Here is a 24,040-nt window from a genome sequence, read left to right as displayed (position 1 = left end):
CCGGTCACTTGGTCCAGCGGATGATCTCGCCGGCCACCAGGTCGGGGCGTTCCAGGTGGGGGAAGTGGCCGGTGTCCTCCAGCAGGCGCCACTCGTAGTCGGCCAGGACGTAGCGGCCGGAGCCCTGGGCGGTGGCGGGCAGCGTGATCGGGTCGAGGGCGCCCTGCAGCTGCAGGGTGGGCGAGATGATCGGCTGGCGGATGGCGCGCAGGAAGCGGTAGCCGTGCAGCCGCAGCGTGGACCGGAACGCCCAGCGGTACGCCTCCATCGCACAGAACGCGGCCTGCGGGATGCGGATGGCCTCGCGGTACCGGTGCTCGTAGTCGGCGTACTCGGCGGTCTGCCGGAACGCCGGTGACGACCAGGCCCGCATCAGTCCACCGGCCATCGCGGCGTCGTCACGCGTCAGCACGTGCTCGTAGCGGGGCAGCTGGAAGCGGAGCAGCTCGCGCCCGGCCCGGCGCTGGGCCGCGTTGGCGACCAGCGCCGAGCGCAGCCGCAGCGGGTGCGCCGCGCCGAGCACCACCAGCCGGCTCACCAGCCGCGGGTGCAGCGCCGCCGCGGACCAGCCGATCAGGCCCCCGGCCCCTGCGCCGACGACGGTGGCGTTGCGCTCGCCGAGCGCGCGGATCAGACCGACCACGTCCGCGGCGAGGGTGAAGCCGTCGTACCCCCGGGGCGGCTTGTCGCTCGCGCCGTAGCCGCGCAGGTCCACCGCCACCGCCCGCAGGCCCGCGTCCGCGAGCAGGGGCAGCTGCCGGTGCCAGGCCCACCAGAACTCGGGGAAGCCGTGCAGGAGCACCACCAGCGGGCCGGTGCCCTGCTCCACGACGTGGAACCTGCTGCCGTTGGCGTTGACGAACCGGTGCGTCCACGGCCCCTCGTCCAGGACGCACGACTCGTCCACCGCGGTGTTCCCGGCCCGTTCATTCATGCCTTCTCCTCGCTACGCTCGTCGAAGGCATGTTCACTGAGCCTGTTGATTCGCTCGCTTCGCTCGCGCATGAGTGCAGGCTAGCGTGTGCGTACCCGGACCTGTCTGCGCAGCAGGGCTGCGGCCAGCAGCGATGCGATCAAGGAGCCGAGCAGCACCGCGCCCTTGACCCGGGCCTGCTGCTCTCCGTAGTCGAAGGCCAGCTCCGCGATGAGCAGGCTGACCGTGAAGCCGCACCCGGTGACCACCGCGACCGCGACCAGGTCGCGCCATTCCAGCCCCTCGGGCAGCTCGGCCAGCTTCGAGCGCACCGCGATGACCGCGCCGAGCAGCACGCCGACCGTCTTGCCGACGACGAGGCCGAGCAGCACGCCGAGCGAGGCCCGGTCGGCGAAGATCGCGCCGAGCGCGCCGGCGCTGATCGCGATGCCCGCGGAGAAGAACGCGAACAGCGGCACGCAGATCCCGGCCGAGATCGGCTGGATCCGGTGCTCCAGGGCCTCGGCGGGCGACTCGTGCTCGCCGGGATCGTGCTTGACCCTGGTGAGCAGGCCGACGGCGACGCCCGCGATGGTGGCGTGCACCCCGGAGGCGTGCACCAGCGCCCAGGCGGCCAGCGCCAGTGGCACGTAGAGCCACCAGCCGCGGAACCGGAACTGCTGGAGCAGGGCGTAGACCACCAGCACCGCGGCCGCGCCGAGCAGCGGCAGGAACGCCACGTGCGCGGTGAATACCAGGGCGATCAGCAGGATGGCCCCGAGGTCGTCGACGATCGCCAGCGACAGCAGGAAGACGCGCAGGCTGGGGGGCAGGTCCCGGGCGCAGATGGCGAGCACGGCCAGGGCGAAGGCGATGTCGGTCGCCACCGGGACGGCCCACGCGTCGGCCCCGCCGGGGGCGCCGAACGCGATGAGGAAGCACAGCAGGGCGGGGACGACCATGCCGCCGATCGCGCCGGCGATGGGCAGCGCGGCCTGCCGCGGGCTGCGCAGCTCACCGACGACCAGCTCGCGTTTGAGTTCCAGCCCGGCGACCACGAAGAAGACGGTGAGCAGACCATCCTGGGCCCACTGTGCCACCGACAGGTTGAGGTGCAGCGCCTGGGGGCCGAAGGTGTACGCGCTGAGCCGCTGGTACGCGTCGGCCAGCGGCGAGTTAGCGATGATCAGTGCCAGCGCCGTCGCGCCGAGCAGCACCAGGCCGCCGATCTGCTCGGTGCGCAGGAAACGCACCACCTCGGCGGCGGCGCTGCGGGCGGCCTGGGCACGACGGCGTTTCATCCGCTTCAGGCGCGGGCTGGACCTCGGCCGTGTCCGGCTGTCTCCCATGATCCGGATACTACGGTTCTCACCAGGCGCGCACCGGGAGGTTCGCCGCGAAGAGGGCCCGGCTCACGCGGGGGCGGCCGGTTTCACGCTGGCGCGGCGGGCGGCGGGTGCGGCAGAGTGGCCGGGCATGAACACCCCCCTGACCGTGGTCGACGTGAGCGGCACGCCCGAGGAGATGGGCACGGCGTACGGCCGGGCCGCCGCCGACCTGATCAATCTGAACGTGACCGCCTACCTCGACCGGTTCTCGCGGGCCGCCGGGCTGGACCGGGCGGCGGTGACCGTGCAGGGCGCGGCGTTCCGCGAGACGACGCTCGCCCACTTCCCCCGCCTTGCGGCCATGCTCGACGGGGTCGCCCGGGGGGCGTCCGTCGCGCCCGAGCTGATCTACGCGATCAATGCCCGCTCCGAGCTGCTGTACGGGGCTCCGGCCTGCGGCTCACCCGGCGACTCCGGCCCGCCGGCCGGTGACCGTGGCGAGTGCACCAGCCTCGGGGTGCTCGGTCCGCGCAGTGCCGGTGGGCGCACCCTGCTGGCGCAGAACTGGGACTGGCATCCCGGGCACCGCGACTACAACGTCCTGCTGATCACCCGGGACGAGCGCGGCCACGAGGTGCTCGCGCTGACGGAGGCGGGCATGCTCGCCAAGACCGGTCTCAACTCCGCCGGGGTGGGGGTCTGCGTCAACCTGCTCGGCTGCGACCGCGACGGCCGGCCCGGCGGGGTGCCCTACCACGTGCTGCTGCGTTCGGTGCTGGAAGCGGACTCGCTGTCCTGGGCGATCCGCAACGCGATGCGCGCGCCGCGCTCGGCCTCCATCAACCTGCTGATCGGCCAGGCGGATCCGGCCGGCGGCGAGTTGATCGACCTGGAACTGGCGCCGGGCGACGCGGGCTGGCTGCACCCGGTGGACGGGGTGCTGGTGCATGCCAACCACTTCGAGACGGGCCTGCCGGTGTACGACACGATCAAGGACTGGGGCGGCTCGTCGCTGTTCCGGTCGGCGCGGGCACGCCGGCTGCTGGACGCGACGCGCCAGCCGCTGACCACCGCCGATCTGCGGGCGGTGCTGCAGGACCACCACAGTCACCCGGTCTCCATCTGTCGCCATGCCGACGCGCGTGATGCGGAAGACGATCGGTCGGAGACGATCTGGACCGTTTTCATGGATTTGGATGATCGATTTGTCCGTCTAGTGCCCGGCCCACCGTGTTCGGGTGGAGAAGGTATGACTTACTCCCTCTGATGTGGACAGCCGAAATCTCGTGCGGCGCAGGGTGATGACAACGACGGGCAGTTATGCAACGCTGCTTTCACAATTGACGACTCCGGGCCGCCCGCCCACCCTGCCGTGCGCTGCCCGGTGTCGTTTCCGCTAAAGGGAGGGAGGACCCTTTGCGAATCCGCAGAATCGGCAGCGCAGTCGGGATCACCGCTGCATTGGTCGCCGGCAGCCTGGCGGCAGCGCCCGCTAGCGGTGCGCCGCAGCCGGCGGTCAGCGCCACGGAGCCGACGGGCGTCAGCCGGGCGGACAACCTGCCCAACGCGCTGAACAAGCAGCGCCAGGAAACCCTGAAGCAGGCCATCGCCGACGTCGTGTCGGGCAAGTCCAAGCCGATCCAGCGCAACGGCTCCGAGGTTGTGCAGGTCGGCAAGGGCCGCTGGGCCGAGCTCAAGAAGAAGGCCGACAAGGTCGACCCGATCTTCACCATCCTGGTGGAGTTCGGCGACCAGGTGGGTCCGGACGGCACGGCCGGCACGCCCGGTCCGCGCGTGAACCAGATCCCCTCGCCCGACCGGGCCAACGACAACTCCACGTATTGGGTCCCTGATTTCAACAAGGCCCACTTCGAGAAGATGATCAACGGTCCGGGCGAGTCGATGGCCGACTTCTACTACAAGCAGTCGGGCGGCAAGTACTCGGTCAAGGGTGACGTCACCGACTGGGTGCAGGTGCCGTACAACGAGGCTCGTTACGGCTACAACTGGGACGAGGTCGAGAACCCGAACGGGTACGACGACACCGACACCGCGTGGCCGTTCATCGAGGACACCCTCACCGCCTGGTACAACTCGCAGGTGGCGGCGGGCAAGTCGAAGACCGAGATCACGGCGTACCTGTCCAAGTTCGACGTGTGGGACCGGTACGACCACGACGAGGACGGCAACTTCAACGAGCCGGACGGCTACATCGACCACTTCCAGGCCATTCACGCAGGTGAGGGCGAGGAGGCCGGCGGCGGCGCGCAGGGTGCCGACGCCATCTGGTCGCACCGCTGGTACGTGAACCAGACCGAGGAGGGCACCACCGGCCCGGCGAACAACAAGCTGGGCGGCGCTCCGATCGGCGACACGGGCCTGTGGGTCGGTGACTACACCACCGAGCCGGAGAACGGCGGCCTCGGCGTGTTCACCCACGAGTACGGCCACGACCTCGGTCTGCCGGACCTGTACGACACCCGGGGCGGCGACAACAGCACCGGTTTCTGGACGCTGATGTCGGGCGGCTCCTGGCTCAACAAGGGCCTGGACAGCATCGGCACCTCGCCGGGCTACATGGGCCCGTGGGAGAAGCTGTTCCTGGGCTGGCTGGACTACAAGACCGTCGAGGACGGCAAGACCAAGCTGGTCTCGCTCGGCTCGGCGGCCACCCCGGAAGGTCTGCCCCAGGCGGTCGTCGTGCCGCTGCCGGACCAGACCGAGACCACCGACTGGAACGACCCCTTCGGTGGCAACTGGGAGTGGTGGACCGGTAGTGGCGACGACCTGCGCAACACGCTGCGCCGCAAGCTCGACCTGACCGGTGCGACCACCGCGTCGCTCACCACGAAGATCGAGTACGACATCGAGCAGGGCTACGACTGGCTCTACGGCGAGGTCAGCACCGACAGTGGCGTGACCTGGAAGAAGATCACGGAGCCGGGCCTCGGCGGCACCCACGCCTGGACCGACCTGTCCTACGACCTGACCCCCTGGGTCGGCAAGGTCATCGACTTCCGGTTCCGCTACCAGTCCGACGGCGGCGTGGCCGGCAAGGGCGCCTTCCTGGACGACATCAAGCTGGTAACCGACGGCCCGAACGGGTTCGTCGACGATGTCGAGGCCGGCGAGGGCGCGTGGACGTCGAAGGGCTTCAAGCGCATCGACGGCAGCTACACCGACGTGTACCCCCGCTTCTACCTGGCGGAGTACCGGACGTACACCGGTTACGACAAGAACCTCAAGACCGGTCCGTACAACTTCGGCTACGGCAACACGCGGCCCGACTGGGTGGACCGGTTCCCGTTCCAGGACGGCCTGCTGGTCTGGTACGTGAACTACCTGTACGGCGACAACAACACGTCGGGTACGGGCCGGGCCGGCACCGGCCTGGCGCTTCCGGTCGACGCCCGGCCCGCGCCCGTCGCGTGGCCCGGCATCTCCTGCGCCGTGAACGGCGGCAACCCGGACGGTCTGTGCAAGCTGACCAACCGGCGCCAGCCGTGGGACTCCGTGTTCGGTCTGCAGAAGACCGACGCGGTCACGTTCCACCGCAACGGTGTGCCGCTGACGGTGCCGGCGAGCAACGGCATCGCGACGTTCGACGACTCCGACCCGAACCGTTACTGGTCGGCGGCGAACCCGTGGGGCTCGGTCAAGGTGGCCGGCAACGGCGTCAAGATCTCGGTCTGGCTCGAGCTCACCGGTCCCGCACCGGTGATGCTGGTCCAGGTCAAGAACTGACCCGGCGCGTATAGCACGAAAAAAGGGCCTGCCCGCGAGGGCAGGTCCTTTTTCGTGTTCGTGTCCCTTTCGATAACTCGTTATCGATTGTTTATCGAAAGGGGCGGATGCCTCCCCGGTGGATCCATATCGTACAGACACAATTCAATTCCATGTCTGTCACGGGCATGGCCACGGGGAGGAACAAACGTGAAGCGACTGCGAGGTCGTGGGCTGCTCGCTGCCCTCATTACGGTCGTCACGGCGACCGGTGCCGCCGTCATTCCGGCGGCTTCGGCTTCGGCCGCGGCACCGGCCGACCACACCGTCTACTGGAACCAGGTGCTGCTGCGCACCTACCGCACGGTCGGCGGCGCACCAGGCCCGCTGGCCCGCGCGGGCGCGATGATGCACGCAGCCATGTGGGACGCGGCGAACTCGGCGAGCTGCCGGGTCGGGGCATTCGCGGTCCCGGTGCTCGACACGTGCCTTGGCAAGAAGTACCTGGTCAACGTCACCACGGTGAAGTACGCCGGAGCGAACACGCCCATCGTGGGCACCGCGATCGACTACGCCGCCGTGACCGTGCTGCGAAACCTCTACCCGGCGCTCAACTTCGACGCCGACCTGGCTACCGCTCAGCAGGGGGTCGGCACCACCAACAACCAGAAGGAAGCCGTGTACATCGGCCAGCAGGCCGCCGCGGCGATGAAGACGGCGCGGACCGGTGACGGCTCCACCGACACCACCCCGTACGTCGAGGGCACGGTCCCCGGGGCCTGGCGCAACACGGGTTCCGGTGCGGCCGCGACCCCGAACTGGGGCGGGGTCACGCCGTTCGGCATGACGTCCGGCACGCAGTTCCGGCCGCAGCTGCCGCTGGGCTACTCGACCTATCCGAGCCTGCTGGCCAGCTCCGGATACGCCGCGCAGGTCAACGAGGTCAAGAGCCTCGGCTCGGCGACCTCCACCACGCGGACCGCGGACCAGACCCAGCTGGCGTGGTTCTGGGCCAACGACCTCGACGGCACCTACAAGCCGCCGGGCCAGCTGTTCGCGCACACCGCGATCCTCGCCCAGGCCCGCGGGCTGTCCACCACCCAGAACGTGCGGCTGTTCGCGCTGGTCGCGATCGCGATGGCCGACGCGAGCATCACGGCCTGGGACGCGAAATACCGCACGGCGATCGACCTGTGGCGGCCGGAGTCCGCGGTGCGCCTGGCCGACACCGACGGCAACGCCGCGACCGTGGCCGACCCGACCTGGAAGCCGCTGTCCGCGAACACCGCCGGGGTGAACTTCAGCCCGCCGTTCCCGGCGTACATCTCGGGCCACGCGACCTTCGCCGGGGCGTGGGCGGGCGTGGTGAAGGCGTTCCTGGGCACCGACGCGGTGACCTGGACGGCCACCACGGAGGACCCGCACGCGGTGGGGGTGTCCCGCACCTTCACCAGCATCTCGGCGGCCGCGACGGAGAACGCGCTCAGCCGGATCTACCTGGGTGTGCACTACCGGTTCGACGCCGACTTCGGCCTGGCGTCCGGTGGCGGCGTGGCGGCCTACGTCTTCGGCCACGAGCTGACCCAGTGGTACGACTACGGCGTCTACTCCGACGTCGCCGCCTGCCACAACGCAGGCGCCGCCCTGGTCGCGGGGGGTTCGTACGAGGAGTACAAGTGCGTCGAGTTCACCAACGAGACGGCGTTGCTCTCCGTGCGCTGACGTGCGACGAAGGGGGCCACCGGCGTGATGCCGGTGGCCCCCTTTTTTTGTTCAGTGTTGCCGGATCAGCTGTTCGCCGCCGTGACCTGCACGTAGGCGTAGGCGTTGTCGTGCGTCGCCCACAGGATGGTCAGCTTGACGCCGTTGGCGACCGCCGCGTCACCGGGGTTGCCGGTGCCGAGGACGGTGAACCCGAGGTCGGTGCCGTAGACATCCGTCGCGGGCGTGCCGTCGGGGTTGACGATCCGGGTGGTGTACGGCGCGTTGCCGGCCGAGGGGATGACGACGCTGGCGTCGGCGTCCCGGTAGAACAGGCTGCCGTCACGCAGCTCCAGACCCGGAGCCCAGCCCTTGGCGTCGGTGAACGCGCCGACACCCTTCTGCGCCTTGAACGCGGTGCAGTACTCGACGAACGGCTCGGCGGGCACCTCCAGGCACTCCTTGAAGGGGTACGTGGGGTGCAGCGTGAACGCCGCGTTCGAGGACTGCGGCCGGCCCTGCAGGTTCTTCAGGGTGGAGGTGTCCTTCGTCGCCGCGACGCCGGAACGGCGGAACGGGTCGAAGTGCGAGTCCACCAGGAGCAGGCCGCCCTTGGCGCCGACGCTCGGCAGCGCCGTCAGGTTCGCCGTGACGTGGTTGGTGCTGCCGAACGTGGTGTCGCGGTACCACAGCAGCATGCCCGGCGCGTTGTACTTGATCTTCTGGACCTTCCAGGCGCCGTCGCGCTGGTAGGTGCTGTCGTAGGCGTACTGCAGACCGTTGTCGAAACCGTCGAAGTTACGCCACTCGGCCAGGTAGTAGTGCGCCTTCACCGAGGTGCCGCTGTCGATCCGCCAGCCGGGGCCGGTGGTGTCGACCCAGGTGCCGCCGACCGCGGTCCAGCCGGCCGTGCCGGCCTCTACGTCGTCGCTCCAGGTGGTGCTGCCGCCGCCGGTGACCGAGAAGTCGTCGGCGAACCAGCCGCGCTCCTGGAAGGCGGCGTCGGTGGCCTGGCGCAGGCGGACCTGCACCGTGGTGCCGGCGTACGCGCTCAGGTCGACGTAGTCGTGACGCCAGCCGTGGCTGTCGCCGGTCAGGCCGTAGCGGTTCTGGAACGTGGCCATGTTGCCGTTGGGGTCGGCGTAGCCGTCGTCCGTGGACACCAGGGTGCCGGCCTCGTCGTAGACCTTGAGGTCGGTCCAGTTGGCGCCGCCGTCGGTCGAGACCTCGACGAAACCGTAGTCCCAGTCGGCCTCGATGACGTAGTTGTTCCACATCCAGAACTTCGCGTCGGCAGCGTTCGGAACCGCCACCTCACGGGAGATCTTGATGTCGGCCCAGTCCTGGTCCGCGCCGGTGTGCCACATGTTGGCGCCGCTGTGCGGAACCGCCGTCGTGATGGTCTTCGGCGGCAGGTCGATCTTGATGCCGTCCTGGGTGCCGACCGGCGTGCGCGAGGTCTGGCCCAGCTTCACGTTCGACGTGCCCGCCCCGGGCGCGATGACCTGCGGGTCGGCCCAGCCGAGCACCCACTTGTCCCAGATGCCCATGTGCGTCGGCATCGACTGGAAGATCGGTCCCGAGTGCGAACCCGAGGACATGAGGTCCCAGAAGTCGATGCCGGACTCGCCGGCGCCGGAGGTGTCGTACAGGTCCGGCAGGCCGAGGTCGTGGCCGTACTCGTGGGCGAAGACGCCCACGCCCGAGTCCTCGGGCTGCACGATGTAGTTCGACACCTTCAGGTTGGTGCCGGGGATCGTGTAGCCGCCCGCGACCGCGGACGAGTGCGCCCAGATGGCGTAGGTGCCCTGGGCGCCGCCGCCGCCGGACTTGTCCTCACCCGCGTGCACCAGCACCAGGTGGTCGATGACGCCGTCCGGCTCGTAGAAGTTGCCGTCGCCGTCCCGGTCGCCCTGGTCCTCGATGTCGTAGTCGGCCCACGGGAAGTTCGGCTGGGCCGCGGCCAGCGCGTCCACCGCGTCCGTCGCCATCTGCTGCGGGCCCAGCGGGTTGTCCTTGTGGCCGTTCATCGACTGGATGGCCGGCATCAGCCAGTTGCCGTCCGCGTCCTGGTAGCACTGCGTCGCGGCGTACCAGCCCTCCGAGTGCGGCAGGGTGATCCACGGGGTCGCCTGGCCCTCGACGGTGTAGGCGCCCTTCGACATCTCCAGGTACATGTTGCGCATCGTCAGACCGGTGAGGTCGATGCCCTTTTTGCCGTCCGGTCCCTTGAGGTCCGTGCGGACCCGCTGGGTGATGCCCTTGGAGGTGTAGAGCAGCTTGTTGTAGTAGTCCTGGTTGAAGTCGGGGACCCACATGGAGTTGTTGTCCAGGTGGGACATCGTCGCCGGGTTCGGGATCCCGTTGTGCACCGGACCGTTCTGGATGTTGCCCGGAACGCAGGTGCGGTCCGCGTCGGTCGACGAGGTGACCATCTGGTCGGTGAAGTCGTCGTTCGCGGTGGGGTTGTACTCGACCAGCATCGTCAGCAGCTTGGCGACCTGGGTGGTCGGCGCCTGCTTGATCTTGCGGGGGCTCTTGCGCTCCTTGATGGACTTCGCTTCGAGCTTGGCCAGCTGGCGCGAGGTGAGCGGGTTGCCGGAGGCGTGCTTCTTGTCGAAGGCACGGGTCTTGTCACCCGCACCGCCGAAGAGGCCGCCCGCGCCCTTGGTCTCCTTGCCCGTGGTGTCCGGCTGGATCGCGGGCTCGGCGTAGTTGATGTAGTACTCGCTCGGGCTGATCACGGCCGTCGGGCCCGCAGCGGCGGTGGCCGCCGCGGGTGCGTACATCCCGACAGCTGCCAGTGCCAGCGCCGGGACGGCAGCGAGTAGCCGCCGTCTCCGTTGCGCATGGATGGCGTGCGTCATGGTCACTCCATTCCTCGGGGTGTCCACCACGGCAGGGGGCGCCGTGGCGGTAACAGGTGGAGACGGGGGACGTGGGAGCCTGCCCTCCCACGTCGACGCGGCTTCACGTGGCGGATGGCGTTCACAGCTCACGTGAAGCAAGCACTTCACAATCGCAAATGAATTCACCATGAGGCATGGCCCGGACATCGGAGGGGTTCGCTCCGAAAGGTTGACGGAGACTGTCCCAATACGAGACATGAGCATCCACCGTTCGGTGGATGCTCATGTAGGTCGGCCGCGACGCAGCCGTCGTCGACCGTACGACAGCCGCTGGTAGACGACGAGGGCGGCCCGCCGGATGCGGGCCGCCCTCGTCGTCAGCGGTGTTTCAGATGTTCGTGCGGTCAGCCGTTCGCGGGCGTGACGTGCACGGTGGCGTACGAGTTGTCCTTCGCCGACCGGACGATGGTGATCGTGACGCCGTAGGAGATGCCCTGATCGCCGGGGTTGCCCGAGCCCAGGATGGTGAACCCGAGGTCGGCGCCGTAGACGCCGGTCGCGGGAGTGCCGTCCGGGTTGACGATCCGGGTGGTGTACGGCGCGTTGCCCACCGACGGGATGACGACGGAGGCGTCGACGTCCCGGTAGAACAGGCTGCTGCCGCGCAGCTCCAGACCCGGCACCCAGCCCTTGGCGTCGGTGAACGACGCCACGCCCGGCTGCGCCCCGAAGGACGTGCAGTACTCGCTGAACGGCTCGCCGTTCGCCTCCAGGCACTCCTGGAACGGGTACGTCGGGTGCAGCGTGAATGCCGCGTTGGAGGACTGCGGCCGGCCCTGCAGGTTCTTCAGCGTGGACGGGTCCTTCGTGGCCGCCGTGCCGGTGCGGCGCAGCGGGTCGAAGTGCGAGTCCACGATGAGCAGGCCGCCCTTGGCACCGGCGCTCGGCAGTGCGGTCACCGCGGCGGTCACCGCGTTGCTGCTGCCGAACGTGGTGTCGCGGTACCACACCAGCATGCCGGGCGCGTTGTACTTGACCTTCTCGACCTTCCAGGCGCCGTCACGCAGGTAGGTGCTGTCGTAGGCGTACTGCAGGCCCTTGTCGAACCCGTCGTAGTTGCGCCACTCGGCCAGGTAGTAGTGCGCCTTCACCGAGGTGCCGGTGTCGATGCGCCAGCCGGGGCCGGTGGTGTCGACCCAGGTGCCGCCGGTGGCGGTCCAGCCGGCCGTGCCGGCTTCTACGTCGTCGCTCCAGGTGGTGGCGCCGCCGCCGGTGACCGAGAAGTCGTCGGAGAACCAGCCGCGCTCCTGCGCCGCCGCGTCGGTCGCCTGGCGCAGGCGGACCTGCACCGTGCTGCCGGCGTACGCGCTCAGGTCGACGTAGTCGTGACGCCAGCCGTGGCTGTCGCCGGTCAGGCCGTAGCGGTTCTGGAACGTCGCCATGTTGCCGTTCGGGTCCGAGTAACCGTCGTCGGTGGACACCAGGGCGCCGGCCTCGTCGTAGATCTTGAGGTCGGTCCAGGTGTTGCCGCCGTCGGTCGAGACCTCGACGAAGCCGAAGTCCCAGTCCTCCTCGATGACGTAGTTGTTCCACATCCAGAACTTCGCGTCGGCAGCGTTCGGAACCGCCACCTCACGGGAGATCTTGATGTCGGCCCAGTCCTGGTCCGTGCCCGCGTACCACATGTTGGCGCCGCTGTGCGCGGTCGCCAGCGTGATGGTCTTCGGCGGCAGGTCGATCTTGATGCCGTCCTTCGTGCCCTTCGGCGTGCGCGAGGTCTGGCCCAGCTGCACGTCGCGGTCCGAGGCTCCGGGCGCGAGGACCAGCGGGTCGGCCCAGCCGAGCACCCACTTGTCCCACAGGCCCATGTGCGTCGGCATGGCCTGGAAGATCGGGCCGGAGTGCGAACCCGAGGACATCAGGTCCCAGAAGTCGATGTCCGACTCGCCGGCGCCGGAGGTGTCGTACAGGTCCGGCAGGCCGAGGTCGTGGCCGTACTCGTGGGCGAAAACGCCCACGCCCGAGTCCTCGGGCTGCACGATGTAGTTCGACACCTTGAGGTTGGTGCCGGGGATCGTGTAGCCGCCCGCGACCGCGGACGAGTGCGCCCAGATCGCGTACGCGCCCTGCGCGCCGCCGCCGCCGGACTTGTCCTCACCGGCGTGCACCATGACCAGGTGGTCGATGACGCCGTCCGGCTCGTAGAAGTTGCCGTCGCCGTCGCGGTCGCCCTGGTCCTCGATGTCGTAGTCGGCCCACGGGAAGCTCGGGTCGGCCGCGGCCAGCGCGTCCACCGCGTCCATGGCCATCTTCTGCGCGCCCAGCGGATTGTCCGGGTGGCCGTTCATCGACTGGATGGCCGGCATCTGCCACGCGCCGTTCTCGTCCTGGAAGCAGCGCGTCGCGCCGTACCAGGCCTCGGAGTGCGGCAGGGTGATCCACGGGGTCGCCTGGCCCTCGACGGTGTAGGCGCCCTTCGACATCTCCAGGTACATGTTGCGCATCGTCAGACCGGAGATGTCGATACCCGGCTTGCCGTCCGGACCGGTGAGGTCGGGACGCACCCGCTCGGTGATACCCGTCGAGGTGTAGAGCATCTTGTTGTAGTGCTCTTGGTTGAAGTCGGCGACCCACATCGAGTTGTTGTCGAGGTGGGACATCGTCGCCGGGTTCGGGATGGTGTTGTTCGTCGGCCCGTTCTGGACGTTGCCGAGGCCGCAGGACCGGCCCGCGTCGGTCGTGTCCGTGACCATGACGTTGGAGAAGTCGTCGTTGGCGGTGGTGCTGTACTCGACCAGCATCGTCAGCAGCTTCGCGACCTGGGTGGCCGGCGCCTGCTTGAGGTTGCGCGGGTTCTTGCCGGTCTTGATGGACTTCGCCTCGAGCTTGGCGAGCTGGTGTGCGGTGAGCGGGTTGCCGTTGGCGTGCTTGCGGTCGAACGCGCGGGTCTTGTCCGCCGCGCTGCCGTAGATGCCGTTGGCGCCCTTGGTCTCCTTGCCCGTGGTGTCCGGCTGGACAGCGGGCTCGGCATAGTTGATGTAGAACTCACTGGGGCTGATCACGGCCGGTGCGGCAACGGCATTCGCCGTTCCCGGGCCGTACAGCCCGACAGCGGCCAGCGCCAGCGCGGGAACGGCGGCGAATAGCCGACGTCTCCTCCGCGCATGGATGGCGTGCTTCATGGTCACTCCATTCCTCGGGGGTCTCCGCCGCGGGCGAGGGGCGCCGTAGCGGTACAGGTGGAGACGGGAGGCGTGGGAGCCTGCCCTCCCACGCCGACGCGCTTCACGCGGCTGATGGAGGTTGCGGCTCACGTGAAGCAAGCACTTCACAATCGCAAATGAAGGCACCGCCAGGCATGGCCCGGACATCGGAGGACGCCGTGGCAGGCAACGGCGAACCCGTGACACGGACGTGTCGCGGGTCGACGCCTGGCCTCGGCCGATCGGTGGAGGCCCGGCAGCGGAAGGGCGGCCCCGGTGTGGGGCCGCCCTTGTGCTCTCACCGAGGCACGTTGCCGGTCACGGGCACTTGAAGCACGTCGGCGTGACGGGACCGCCGACGACGGCACTCATCTTGGTGATCGCGGGCATGGCGACCCGTGGCGAGTCGACGGCCAGCGGACCTTCGATCACCGGCACCATCGAGTAACCGGCGTCGACCCAGACTACGGAAACGCAGGCCAGCCGCGTCGTCTCGTTGGTGATGAGGCACACGGCCTGGATATCGGGATAGACGTCGATGGGCGACCCATCGTCAAACGTCGGGGTGGGGAAGCCGGGATTGATATAGGTGTAGGCCCCGCCGTATGCGTCAGAGCTGCCATAGGCGCCGATCGCGTATACGGTCGCATCGTTGGGGATGCGCCGGCAGGGCGTGAGCGTGCCGTACAGGGTGACGAAATGCAGGTAGTAGTTGTTGCCCTCGACCTCATGGGTATAGGTGGACGATCCGGTGACCAAGCCCGTGGTGGCGGTGCCCGCCGGGCAGGTGAGCCATTGGTAGTTTATGATCTTGAAGGCTGCCGCCGGGGTCGCCGCGATGGCTCCCACGGTCATTGCGACGACTGCCACGATGATGGTGCGGACGGTTCTGTTCACAGGTGTCACTCCCCGTTGGTCTCGTGTCCGTTCGGTTCCCCCGGTGCCTGCCGCGCTGCCTCGGCACCGAGCCGTAAGCCCAGTTGGAATCGGTTCGTCACGTCGTACCTGTCCATGAGCGCGGACAGGGTGTAGGCGATCGTGCGCACGCTGATGTCGAGCTTCGACGCGATCGCCGTGTCGGTGTAGCCCATGGCGAGCATCACCACGACGGTGCTCTCGCGCGGGCTGAGGCCCGCGGGCGGGTTCCAGAAGCGGCCCGGTTCCGTTGCGCGGGCCCATTGCTCCAGGAAGAGGGAGACGAGTTCGGCGACCACGCCCGGTTCGGTGATCTCCCACATCCCCCGCGCACGGTTCGCGGGATCCAGCCGGATGAAGGCGGTGGCGCGGTCGATGATCAGCAGCTTGCCCGGCACCTCCGGCAGCTCGCGGTAGTAGAGGCCGTGGCTGCGCATCTCCTCGTCGTGCCAGTCCGACTCGTCCTCCGCCGAGGCTGGCACGCCGAGGCTGAGTACCGTGACGCCGCGGGCGAGGGTCTGCCGCTCCAGCGGCGCCGCCTGCTTGATCTGTGCGGCGTTGAAGGACGGTTCGGGATTCATGGCCAGGTTCTCGTGGCGTTCCGTGGCCGACACCGCAGCGATCCGCTCCATCGTCCGCTCCAGCCCTTCCAGCGGCCGGGCACCCCCGGCGGGGATCCGTGCGGGATCGGCCACGAGGCTCGGATACGACACCCGGATCAGGCGCTGGTGTGCCCGCTCGCGGGCCAGCGCGGCGCGGTGGTGCCGGTCGTGGAGCAGTGAGAGCACGTGCGCGGGAGCGCGACCGGACCACAGCCGGTCGTCACCGGCCCGCGCACCCGCCGCCACGGCGCGCTCCGGGGCCGCCGCGCCCAGCCCGGACAGCTCGTCGAGGGCTGTGCGCACCTGCCGCGACCTCATCTCCAGGGAGCGGCTGATGCTGTCCACCGACCAGGGGCCGAAGGTGATGAGCGTGCGGTACACGAGGTCCGCGTGCGGTGAGACGCCCCACTTCATCAGCGAGGGCACAACTTGAGCTTCGAGCATGTCGGCCTCCCCCGTGTGCCCGTGCCGGTGCGCTTCGCTCCCGACCGCATGAGCAACGTAGACAGTCCATTCAACCCGAACCAAGGTCATCCGGCCGATTGCAGATTCATGCAACGATGCCTGGTGATCTTGGTAAGCGAGTTGTCCCGCTCTATGTTCTGTGACATCGCCTCCGCTTCCGGCGGAGGCGGGTTACCACGAGACCAGGCATGTCAGCGGTGGGCACCGCGCGACGGTCCGGTCTGCGCGGCGCGGGCACGTGCGTGCGTGCCGGACGGCTCCATCGTCCGGCGGGTACGGGGGACCACGTTTCCGGCGACGGCGACAGGGGTGGCCGGCGGTGTGTGCCGGTGGCCACCCCTCCGGCCGCCGCTCACGCCTGCTCGGGCCCCGGCTCCTCGGGGCCGTCCGGGTCTGCCTGCTGCGCCGATTCCTCGCCGAGCCGCAGCCCCAGTTGGAATCGGTTGGTCACCGCGTATCTGTCCATCAACGCGGACAGGGTGTAGGCGATGGTACGCACGCTGATGTCGAGCTGCGCCGCGATCGCGGCGTCGGTGTGTCCCGCGGCCAGCAGCGCCACGATGCTGCGCTCGCGTGGGGTGAGATGCATGGGTGGCGTCCAATCGCGGCCCGATGGGTGACATTCTCCGGTGGGTGCCTCCCGGCCGGACATGAGCAACCTAGACAGCTGGCCGGCCGCAGGCCAGGGGTTCGCACCCGATTGCAGGTTTGCGCAATGGCAGGTGGCGCGGAGCCGCCGCTGACGCAGCAGGGGTGACCCGCAGTGTGCGGGTCACCCCTGCTGGGTGACGCGGGCAGGCGAACTATCACGGACACTTCGGGCAGTACGGCCCGCCAGGTCCGTCGACCAGCATGTTTGTTGGAGCCGGCATGGCGACCAGCGGCGAGTCGACAGGCAGGCTGCCTTCGTAGACGGCGGACGGCGTCCCGGCGATGTCCACCCAGCTGACCGCCGCGCAGGCAAGGCGGGTCGTCTCGTCGGAGAGGATGCACACCGCCTGCACCGTGCTCCCGGTCAGCATCGTCCCGCCATGATCGGTTCCGGTCCCCGGATCGAGCTGAAAGGGCTGCGCCCGGCCGACCGCGTGGTCGCCGTAGTACAGGGCCAGACCCCAGGCCTCCAGGGTCTGCGGCGGCCGGCAGGGGAACACTTCCCCGCCGACGCTGAGCCAGAGCCTGTTGTCGTGCGCACCGATGTGGGAGGCGACCGTGTCAAGGCGCGCAGTGGTCGCGGTGCCTGCCGGACAGGTCATCCACCGGTAGCTGACGGTCCCGGACGGCACCGCCGCGGCGGGCGCGACCGCGAAGGCAGCCAAGATCATCGTCGTCACGGTCAGGCAGATCATTCGGATGGTTCCACGCACCGGTCACTCCTGGTCGGGTTCGTGCTCGTCCGGTTCCCCGGCGGCTGTCTGCTGCGTTGCTTCGGCGCCGAGCCGTAGTCCCAGCTGGAATCGGCTGGACACGGCATAGCGGTCCATGAGGGCGGAGAGGGTGTAGGCGATGGTGCGCACGCTGATGTCGAGCTTCGCCGCGATCGAGGCGTCGGTGTGGCCCGCGGCCAGCAGCGCCACGATCGCGCTCTCGCGCGGGGCGAGGTGCAGGGGAGGTGTCCAGTCGCGCCCCGGGTCCTTCGCGCGGCCCCACAGCTGGAAGAAAAGGGCCGTCAACTCGGCGACCACGTCCGGTGCGCTGATCTCCCACACGCCGCGCGAGCGGTCGGAGGGATCGAGCGGCACGATCGCGGTTCTGCGGTCGGAGATCATGACGCGGCCGGGCAGCTGTGGCAGTTCCCGATACTGTGCGCCGTACGAGCGCTGCTCCTCCAGATGCCAGGCCGACTCGTCCTCGGGGGCGGCGGGCACGCCGAGGCTGCGGATCTGCACACCGCGGGCGATCATCTTGCGGTGCTGGGGCGCCGCCGCCTTGACCGCCTCGGCGCTGTAGGCCACATCCGGGCTGATCGACAGGAATTCGTGGCGCTCCAGCAGGGTCAGCTCCGCGAGCCGCCCGATCGTCCGTGCCATGCCGTGCACCTGCCGGGCCTCGGTGGCGGGAAGGTCGCTCAGGTCGCCGACGACGCTCGGGTACGTCATCCGGGTGAGCCGCTGCTGCAGCCGGTGCCGGGCGAGCGCGTGATGCTGATGGCGGTCGCGGAGCAGGGACAGGACCTGGGCGGGCGCCCGGCCGGCCCAGATGCGGTCGTCGCCGGCTGTGCCGTCCGCCGCGTTGCGGGTGGGCACGGCCGCGCCCAGCGCGGTCAACTCGTCCAGCGCGACACGCACCAGCCGCGTCTTCATCTCCAGCGACCGGCTGATGCGGTCCACCGACCACGGTCCGAACGCGGTGAGGGTGCGGTAGACGAGGTCCGCGTGCGGTGACACGCCCCACCTCATCAGCGATGGAACGACCTGTGTTTCCAGCATGAAGGCCTCCCCCGTGAAGCCGTGCCGGTGCGGGCTTCTTCGCGACCGGACAAGAGCAATTTAGATACGCGGAGCAACACTGGCGAGAGCCGTACGCCGGATTGCAGATTTGTGCAACCGCGGCTAGTGATCTTGGGGCTGCCTCCCGGCCGCCCTAGGGTCGAGGCATGACAACCGCTCCGCGCGGAGGTCGAGACCGCGAGTCCTGGCACGTCGACGGCAGGGGGCCGAGCGACGACCGGGGGCTCGATGTCGCCGAGTACGTGCGTGCGCGTCGGCTTCGCCGCCGGGTACGGGGGACCACGTGGACGGCGGCAGCGAAAGGGGCGGCTACCGGTGTGGCACCGGTAGCCGCCCCTTCGATCAGGCGGGGGTTCAGTCCTCGTCGGACTTGCTCGACTGCATGCCCGCGGAGATCAGGTTCATCACGGCCGAGTCCTGCAGCGTCGTGACGTCGCCGAGCGTCCGGTTCTCCGCCACGTCACGCAGCAGCCGCCGCATGATCTTTCCGGAGCGGGTCTTCGGCAGCTCGGTCACCAGCATGATCTGGCGCGGCTTGCAGATCGGGCCGAGCGTCTTGGCGACGTGGTCGCGCAGCTCGGCCACGCCGACTTCGGCTCCGCCCTTGAGGATCACGAAGGCGACGATGGCCTGGCCGGTGGTCGGGTCGGTGGCGCCGACGACCGCCGCCTCCGCCACCGCCGGGTGGGCGACCAGCGCCGACTCGACCTCGGTGGTGGAGATGTTGTGGCCGGACACCAGCATCACGTCGTCGACCCGGCCGAGCAGCCAGATCGCCCCGTCCTCGTCGCGCTTGGCGCCGTCGCCGGCGAAGTAGAAGCCCTGCTCGGCGAAGCGCGACCAGTACGTCTCGACGAACCGCTTGTCGTCACCCCAGATGGTGCGCAGCATCGACGGCCACGGCCCGGTCAGCGCCAGGTAACCGCCGCCGCCGTTGCCCACGATCGTGCCGTCGTCGGCGACGACCTCGGCCTTGATGCCCGGCAGCGGGCCCATCGCCGAACCCGGCTTGCAGTCGGTCACGCCCGGCAGCGGGGAGATCATGATCGCCCCGGTCTCCGTCTGCCACCAGGTGTCCACCACGGGGCACCGGTTGCCGCCGATGTGCTCGCGGTACCACATCCAGGCCTCGGGGTTGATCGGCTCGCCGACCGAGCCGAGCAGCCGCAGCGAGCTGAGGTCGAACTGGGCCGGGATGTCGTCGCCCCACTTGGCGAACGTGCGGATCGCGGTGGGGGCGGTGTAGAGGATCGTGACGCGGTACTTCTCCACGATCTCCCAGAACCGGCCGCGGTGCGGGGTGTCCGGGGTGCCCTCGTACATGACCTGGGTGGCGCCGTTGGACAGCGGGCCGTACACGATGTAGCTGTGCCCGGTGACCCAGCCGATGTCGGCGGTGCACCAGTAGACGTCGGTCTCCGGCTTCAGGTCGAACACCGCGTGGTGGGTGTACGAGGCCTGGGTCAGGTAGCCGCCGGTGGTGTGCAGGATGCCCTTGGGCTTGGCGGTGGTGCCCGAGGTGTAGAGGATGAACAGCGGGTGCTCGGCGTCGAACGGCTGGGCCTCGTGCTCGGGGCTGGCGTTGCCGACGGCGTCGTGCCACCACACGTCACGGCTGTCGTCCCAGGCGACGTCCTGCCCGGTGCGGCGTACCACCAGGACCTTCTCGACGGTCGGGCACTCGGCCACGGACTCGTCGACGGTCGGCTTGAGCGCGCTCGGCGCGCCGCGGCGGTAACCGCCGTCGGCGGTGATGACGACCTTGGCGCTGGCGTCCTGGATGCGGCCGCCCAGCGCGTCCTTGCTGAAGCCGCCGAACACCACCGAGTGGGTCGCGCCGATGCGGGCACAGGCCAGCATGGCCACCGCGGCCTCGGGAATCATCGGCATGTAGATCGCGACCCGGTCCCCGGCGTTCACCCCGAGGCCGGTCAGCGCGTTGGCCGCCTGGCACACCTCGGCATGCAGGTCGGCGTAGGTGATGGTGCGGGTGTCGCCCGGCTCGCCCTCCCAGTGGATGGCGACCCGGTCGCCCAGACCGTTGGCCAGGTGCCGGTCCAGGCAGTTGTACGCGATGTTGAGCTGACCGCCGACGAACCACTTCGCGAACGGCGGGTTGGACCAGTCCAGTACCTCGTCCCACGGCCGGGCCCAGTCCAGCCGCTTGGCCTGGGTCTCCCAGAACGCCAACCGGTCGGCGTCGGCCTGCGCGTAAGCCTCGGCGGTGACGTTCGCCCGCGCGGCGAGCTCCGCCGGCGGTGGGAACCGGCGCGACTCGTGCAGCAGGTTTTCGAGGGTCTCGCTCACTACAGCGCCTCCCTAGGGGTGGTGATCATGCCCTGTGACGTGGGTCTCCGGGGAATGTTACGGCCCGGTGACCCAGCTTTACAGTAAGGGTCCCTAACTATTGTGCTCCGGCCAGGATCGGTCCGTTGGCTACGCTCTGGCTGTGACTATGGATCCCCTGGCGCCGCTGTTGAAACTGGCCGACGTCGAATCTGCGGTGAATGGCGCACGCGCTGCGGTGGACGGTGCCTACAAGCACCGGTCTCTGCGGCGCCAGGGCGGGGCGGTCGCCGCGGAGATCAGCCTGCGCTGCGCGGTGGCCAGCGCCGCGCTGGAGGGCCACCGGTACGAGCTGAGCGACGTCCGCGGCGGCACGGTGCTGGACGCGGTGCTGCAGGGGGCGCTTCGGGTCGCCGAAGCGCTGCCCGGCCTGCACCAGCACTGGCACGGCGCGCCGCGGCAGGTGCTGGCGAAACTGCACCTGCTGGCCGGCACGGGCGTGCTGCCGGACGCCGCGCTGGGCAAGCCGGTGGCAGACAGCGCCGCCCGGCTGGACACCCTGCTGGAGATCGTGTCCGGGCAGCTGGGCAACCCGCTCGTCCGCGCGGCCGTGGTGCACGGGGAGCTGCTGGCGATAGCGCCGTTTCCCGGCGTGAACGGCATCGTGGCGCGGGCCGCCGCCCGGCTGACCCTGGTCGGCAGCGGCTTCGACCCACGTGGCCTGGTCGCACTGGAACTGGCCCAACTGGCCCGCGAACCGGAGTACATCGGCGCCGCCGGGGCCTTCGCCACCGGTACGCCCGACGGCCTGCGTTCGTGGCTGCGCCACTACGCCGTCGCGGTCGAGCAGGGCTGTGCGGAGATCGCCGTCGTCGGAGACGCCGTCCTGGCCTCCGTGCGCTGACAGTATGGATGGCGCCGCACGTTCGCGGCGCCATCGCGTACGTCCCGCCGGGTTACCAGGCGTGCACCTCTTAGCAACCGCCCTCGGTGGACCCGAAGATCACACCGGGACTTTGCCTTCACGACGGCTAGATCGCGCGTGGGTGCCCGGAGGCCGTACCCGAAAGCCGGCTTCTGCCAGCCACTTCCAGCTGCAGAATGCTTTCGTAACCACTTTTCTACGCCCGTTTGGCAGTGATGGCCAGGGTTCGGCCGCAATGTGTGACAGGTGGGGCTGTTGTGGCGGCGAAATCACCCATCAGAGGGCAGAAGCCGCGGCACGCGCCCGCTTGCGGCGGCCGTACCAAGCGATGCCGATCGCGACGCCGACCCCGATGCCGAGCGCGGCGGCCACCGGCACGGCAGGCCGGTTGCGCAGGCGGCGGCCCAGCGGCACCGGGTGCCGGAACTCCAGCACCGGCCAGCGCCGCTCGTTGGCCTCGCGGCGCAGCGCCTTGTCGGGGTTGACCGCGCTGGGATGCCCGACGGCGGCGAGCAGCGGGATGTCGGAGATAGAGTCCGAGTAGGCGTAGCACTCGGCGAGGTCGTATCCGCGCTCGGCGGCGAGCTTGCGTACCGCCTCGACCTTGGCCGTGCCGGCGGCGTAGAACTCGATCTCGCCGGTGTACTGGCCTTCGGCGACCTTCATCCGGGTGGCGATGACGTCGGTGACGCCGAGCTGCGCGCCGATGGGCTGCACCATCTCCTCGCCGGATGCCGACACCAGCACGATGTCGCGGCCGGCCGCCTGGTGCTCTTCGATGAGGGTCGCCGCCTCGGCGTAGATGTACGGATCGATCAGCTCGTGCAGGGTCTCGTTGACGATCTGGCGGACCTGGTCCACCCGCCAGCCCTTGACCAGCTCGGCCATGTAGTCGCGGGTGCGCACCATGGCCTGGTCGTCGGCTCCGCCGCGTTTGAACATGAACTGGGCGAACGCCGTCTTAACGACGTCACGTTTAGTGATCAGGCCGTCACGATAGAACGGTCTGCCGAATGCCAGCGCGCTCGAAGTCGCGATGACGGTCTTGTCCAGGTCGAAAAACGCGGCGCTGCGGCCCACGGTCGCAAAGTGTAGCCGGGCTGTCGTCGCCGCGGCGTCCGGCCATGGGTCGGATACCGGCAGCGGCTCGCACCACGGTGGCCGTGGATGTCCCCGGCAAGCAGTTACTGAGCGACGACTCAGTGATTGCGTAGCGTAGGATCTTGGATTTGTCTACGGCGTGTCGTAGCGTGTCGGCTGCAAGCCCTCTCGACGGCGCGCCGTCAAGTCAGGCATGCTTTCGCCAACAGCCCTCAGCGGGTGCCACCCCCCCGCAGCCGCTGAGCGGGCTCCGGCTCACCATCCCCCCTGAGAGCCGGACCCCAAGACGACCCCCGTCTCCCCAGACGGGGGTCGTCGTCATCTGTGCCGGGTGCGGCCTCCACCGGCGGAACCGGCTGCCGCATAACAGATCCACACGGTGATCGGCGCACTGTCCACAAGCGCCGGTCCATCCACAGGCGCGGTCGGCGGGCCCTGGTCCGGCAGGGCCGCGCCGGCGCACAGTGCCCGGCATGACCCGTCCGCCCGCCCCGCCCGCGTCGGCCCGCACCCTGCTCGTGACCGCCGACCCCGACCTGCTCGACGACCTGCTGCGGCTGGGCTCCGCCGCGGGCGCCGAGGCCGAGGTCGCCCACGACCTGTCCGCGGCACGCCTGCGCTACGGGCCCGCCCCGCTGGTGCTGATCGGCGGTGACATGGTGCCGGGCTGCCTGCGCGCCCGTCTGCCGCACCGCGCCGGGGTCGTCGTGGTCTGCCGCGACAGCACCGACACGCGTCCCTGGGACTATGCCCAAGCGCTCGGGGCCGAGCACGTCGCGCTGCTGCCGGCGGCCGAGTCCTGGCTGGTCGACCGCCTCGCCGGGATCGGCCGCGGACCGGCGAGGGGAGCCGGGCGGGTGCTGGCGGTGCTCGGCGGCCGCGGCGGAGCCGGAGCCAGCGTGCTGGCCGCCGGGCTCGCCGTCACCGCCTGCCGGACCCGGCTGCGCACCCTGCTCGTCGACGCGGACCCGCTCGGCGGCGGCGCGGACCTGCTGCTCGGCTGGGAGGAACTGCGCGGGCTGCGCTGGCCGCAACTCGCCCGCGCCAGCGGCCCCGTCGACCCGGCGGCGTTCGTCGACGCGCTGCCCAGCCGCGGCGACCTGGTGGTGCTGTCCTGCGCCCGGGACATCCCGGAGGAGGACGCCCCGATCTCCCCGGCCCTGCCGCCCGACGCGATGGCGGCCGCGCTGGACGCCGGACGGCGCGGCCGCGAGCTCATCGTCGTCGACCTGCCCCGCCGCCTGGACGACGCCGCGGCCGTGGTGCTGCAGGCCGCCGACCGGGTGCTGCTCGTCGTGCCCGCCGAGCTGCGCGCGGCCGCCGCGGCGGCCCGGGTCGTCGACGTCGTGTCGGCGTACCGGCGGGAGATGTCCGTGGTCGTCCGCGGCCCGGCCCCCGGCCGGCTCGGCCCCGAGGACCTGGCCCAGGCCCTGGGCCTGCCGCTGGCCGGGATGCTCCACCCCGAGCCGCGCCTGGCCACCGCCCTCGAACGCGGCGAGGCCCCGGGCAGCGCACCCCGCGGCCCGCTCGCGACGCTGTGCGGCCGCCTGATCCGGGAAGTGATGGCATGACCACGCCTGTG

Annotated in this window: 16 protein-coding genes; 5 read left to right on the top strand and 11 right to left on the bottom strand. The window is 69.8% G+C overall.

The window, feature by feature from the left end:
• Positions 1 to 4: 4 nt before the first annotated feature.
• Complete coding sequence (locus tag F6W97_RS05225) at positions 5 to 934, bottom strand: alpha/beta fold hydrolase (protein WP_155368993.1); 930 nt, start codon at positions 932 to 934, stop codon at positions 5 to 7.
• 80 nt (positions 935 to 1,014) lie between these two features.
• Positions 1,015 to 2,214, bottom strand: a complete 1,200-nt coding sequence (gene nhaA / locus F6W97_RS05220) for a Na+/H+ antiporter NhaA (RefSeq protein ID WP_230686434.1) — start codon at positions 2,212 to 2,214, stop codon at positions 1,015 to 1,017.
• 175 nt (positions 2,215 to 2,389) lie between these two features.
• Here nhaA and F6W97_RS05215 point away from each other — a divergent pair, with 175 nt between their 5' ends.
• The 3 genes from F6W97_RS05215 to F6W97_RS05205 all read left to right on the top strand — a co-directional run bounded on the left by F6W97_RS05215 (position 2,390) and on the right by F6W97_RS05205 (position 7,686).
• Complete coding sequence (locus tag F6W97_RS05215; protein ID WP_196278986.1) at positions 2,390 to 3,508, top strand: C45 family autoproteolytic acyltransferase/hydolase; 1,119 nt, start codon at positions 2,390 to 2,392, stop codon at positions 3,506 to 3,508.
• A 149-nt stretch (positions 3,509 to 3,657) separates the two neighbouring features.
• Positions 3,658 to 5,985, top strand: a complete 2,328-nt coding sequence (locus tag F6W97_RS05210; RefSeq protein WP_230686433.1) for an immune inhibitor A domain-containing protein — start codon at positions 3,658 to 3,660, stop codon at positions 5,983 to 5,985.
• Positions 5,986 to 6,174: 189 nt separating this feature from the next.
• Positions 6,175 to 7,686, top strand: coding sequence for a vanadium-dependent haloperoxidase (locus F6W97_RS05205; RefSeq protein ID WP_230686432.1), 1,512 nt, complete (start codon positions 6,175 to 6,177; stop codon positions 7,684 to 7,686).
• 65 nt (positions 7,687 to 7,751) lie between these two features.
• Here F6W97_RS05205 and F6W97_RS05200 read toward each other — a convergent pair whose 3' ends face one another.
• From F6W97_RS05200 to acs, 8 genes are all read right to left on the bottom strand, one after another.
• Positions 7,752 to 10,532 (bottom strand): M6 family metalloprotease domain-containing protein, encoded by a 2,781-nt coding sequence (locus F6W97_RS05200; protein WP_155368990.1) that lies wholly within the window; start codon positions 10,530 to 10,532, stop codon positions 7,752 to 7,754.
• A gap of 386 nt (positions 10,533 to 10,918) precedes the next feature.
• Positions 10,919 to 13,696 (bottom strand): immune inhibitor A domain-containing protein, encoded by a 2,778-nt coding sequence (locus F6W97_RS05195; RefSeq protein WP_155368989.1) that lies wholly within the window; start codon positions 13,694 to 13,696, stop codon positions 10,919 to 10,921.
• Positions 13,697 to 14,035: 339 nt separating this feature from the next.
• Positions 14,036 to 14,614 carry a hypothetical protein gene (locus F6W97_RS05190; protein WP_155368988.1) on the bottom strand — a complete coding sequence of 193 codons (579 nt, stop codon included), beginning with the start codon at positions 14,612 to 14,614 and terminating at the stop codon, positions 14,036 to 14,038.
• Between the two features lie 5 nt (positions 14,615 to 14,619).
• Positions 14,620 to 15,678, bottom strand: a complete 1,059-nt coding sequence (locus F6W97_RS05185; RefSeq protein ID WP_155368987.1) for a helix-turn-helix transcriptional regulator — start codon at positions 15,676 to 15,678, stop codon at positions 14,620 to 14,622.
• 373 nt (positions 15,679 to 16,051) lie between these two features.
• Positions 16,052 to 16,288 carry a helix-turn-helix domain-containing protein gene (locus F6W97_RS05180; RefSeq protein WP_155368986.1) on the bottom strand — a complete coding sequence of 79 codons (237 nt, stop codon included), beginning with the start codon at positions 16,286 to 16,288 and terminating at the stop codon, positions 16,052 to 16,054.
• Between the two features lie 217 nt (positions 16,289 to 16,505).
• Positions 16,506 to 17,063: a hypothetical protein gene (locus F6W97_RS05175; RefSeq protein ID WP_155368985.1), complete on the bottom strand. Its 558-nt coding sequence runs from the start codon at positions 17,061 to 17,063 to the stop codon at positions 16,506 to 16,508.
• Between the two features lie 3 nt (positions 17,064 to 17,066).
• Positions 17,067 to 18,083, bottom strand: coding sequence for a helix-turn-helix transcriptional regulator (locus tag F6W97_RS05170; RefSeq protein WP_196278985.1), 1,017 nt, complete (start codon positions 18,081 to 18,083; stop codon positions 17,067 to 17,069).
• Positions 18,084 to 18,500: 417 nt separating this feature from the next.
• Positions 18,501 to 20,453, bottom strand: coding sequence for an acetate--CoA ligase (gene acs, locus F6W97_RS05165; protein WP_155368983.1), 1,953 nt, complete (start codon positions 20,451 to 20,453; stop codon positions 18,501 to 18,503).
• A gap of 142 nt (positions 20,454 to 20,595) precedes the next feature.
• Between acs and F6W97_RS05160 the strand changes: the two genes are divergently transcribed.
• Positions 20,596 to 21,336, top strand: coding sequence for a Fic family protein (locus F6W97_RS05160; RefSeq protein ID WP_155368982.1), 741 nt, complete (start codon positions 20,596 to 20,598; stop codon positions 21,334 to 21,336).
• A gap of 297 nt (positions 21,337 to 21,633) precedes the next feature.
• Here F6W97_RS05160 and F6W97_RS05155 read toward each other — a convergent pair whose 3' ends face one another.
• Positions 21,634 to 22,437 (bottom strand): HAD family hydrolase, encoded by an 804-nt coding sequence (locus tag F6W97_RS05155; protein ID WP_155368981.1) that lies wholly within the window; start codon positions 22,435 to 22,437, stop codon positions 21,634 to 21,636.
• A 539-nt stretch (positions 22,438 to 22,976) separates the two neighbouring features.
• Between F6W97_RS05155 and ssd the strand changes: the two genes are divergently transcribed.
• The gene (gene ssd / locus F6W97_RS05150) at positions 22,977 to 24,029 is read left to right on the top strand and encodes a septum site-determining protein Ssd (RefSeq protein WP_196279019.1); all 1,053 of its coding nucleotides are present in this window, start codon (positions 22,977 to 22,979) and stop codon (positions 24,027 to 24,029) included.
• The last annotated feature ends 11 nt before the right edge of the window (positions 24,030 to 24,040 follow it).

The sequence above is a fragment of the Catellatospora vulcania genome, from assembly GCF_009720385.1.
GTDB lineage: Bacteria > Actinomycetota > Actinomycetes > Mycobacteriales > Micromonosporaceae > Catellatospora > Catellatospora vulcania.
The sequence above is the reverse complement of the archived record's forward strand: the minus strand, read 5'-3'. Positions and strand labels throughout refer to the sequence as shown.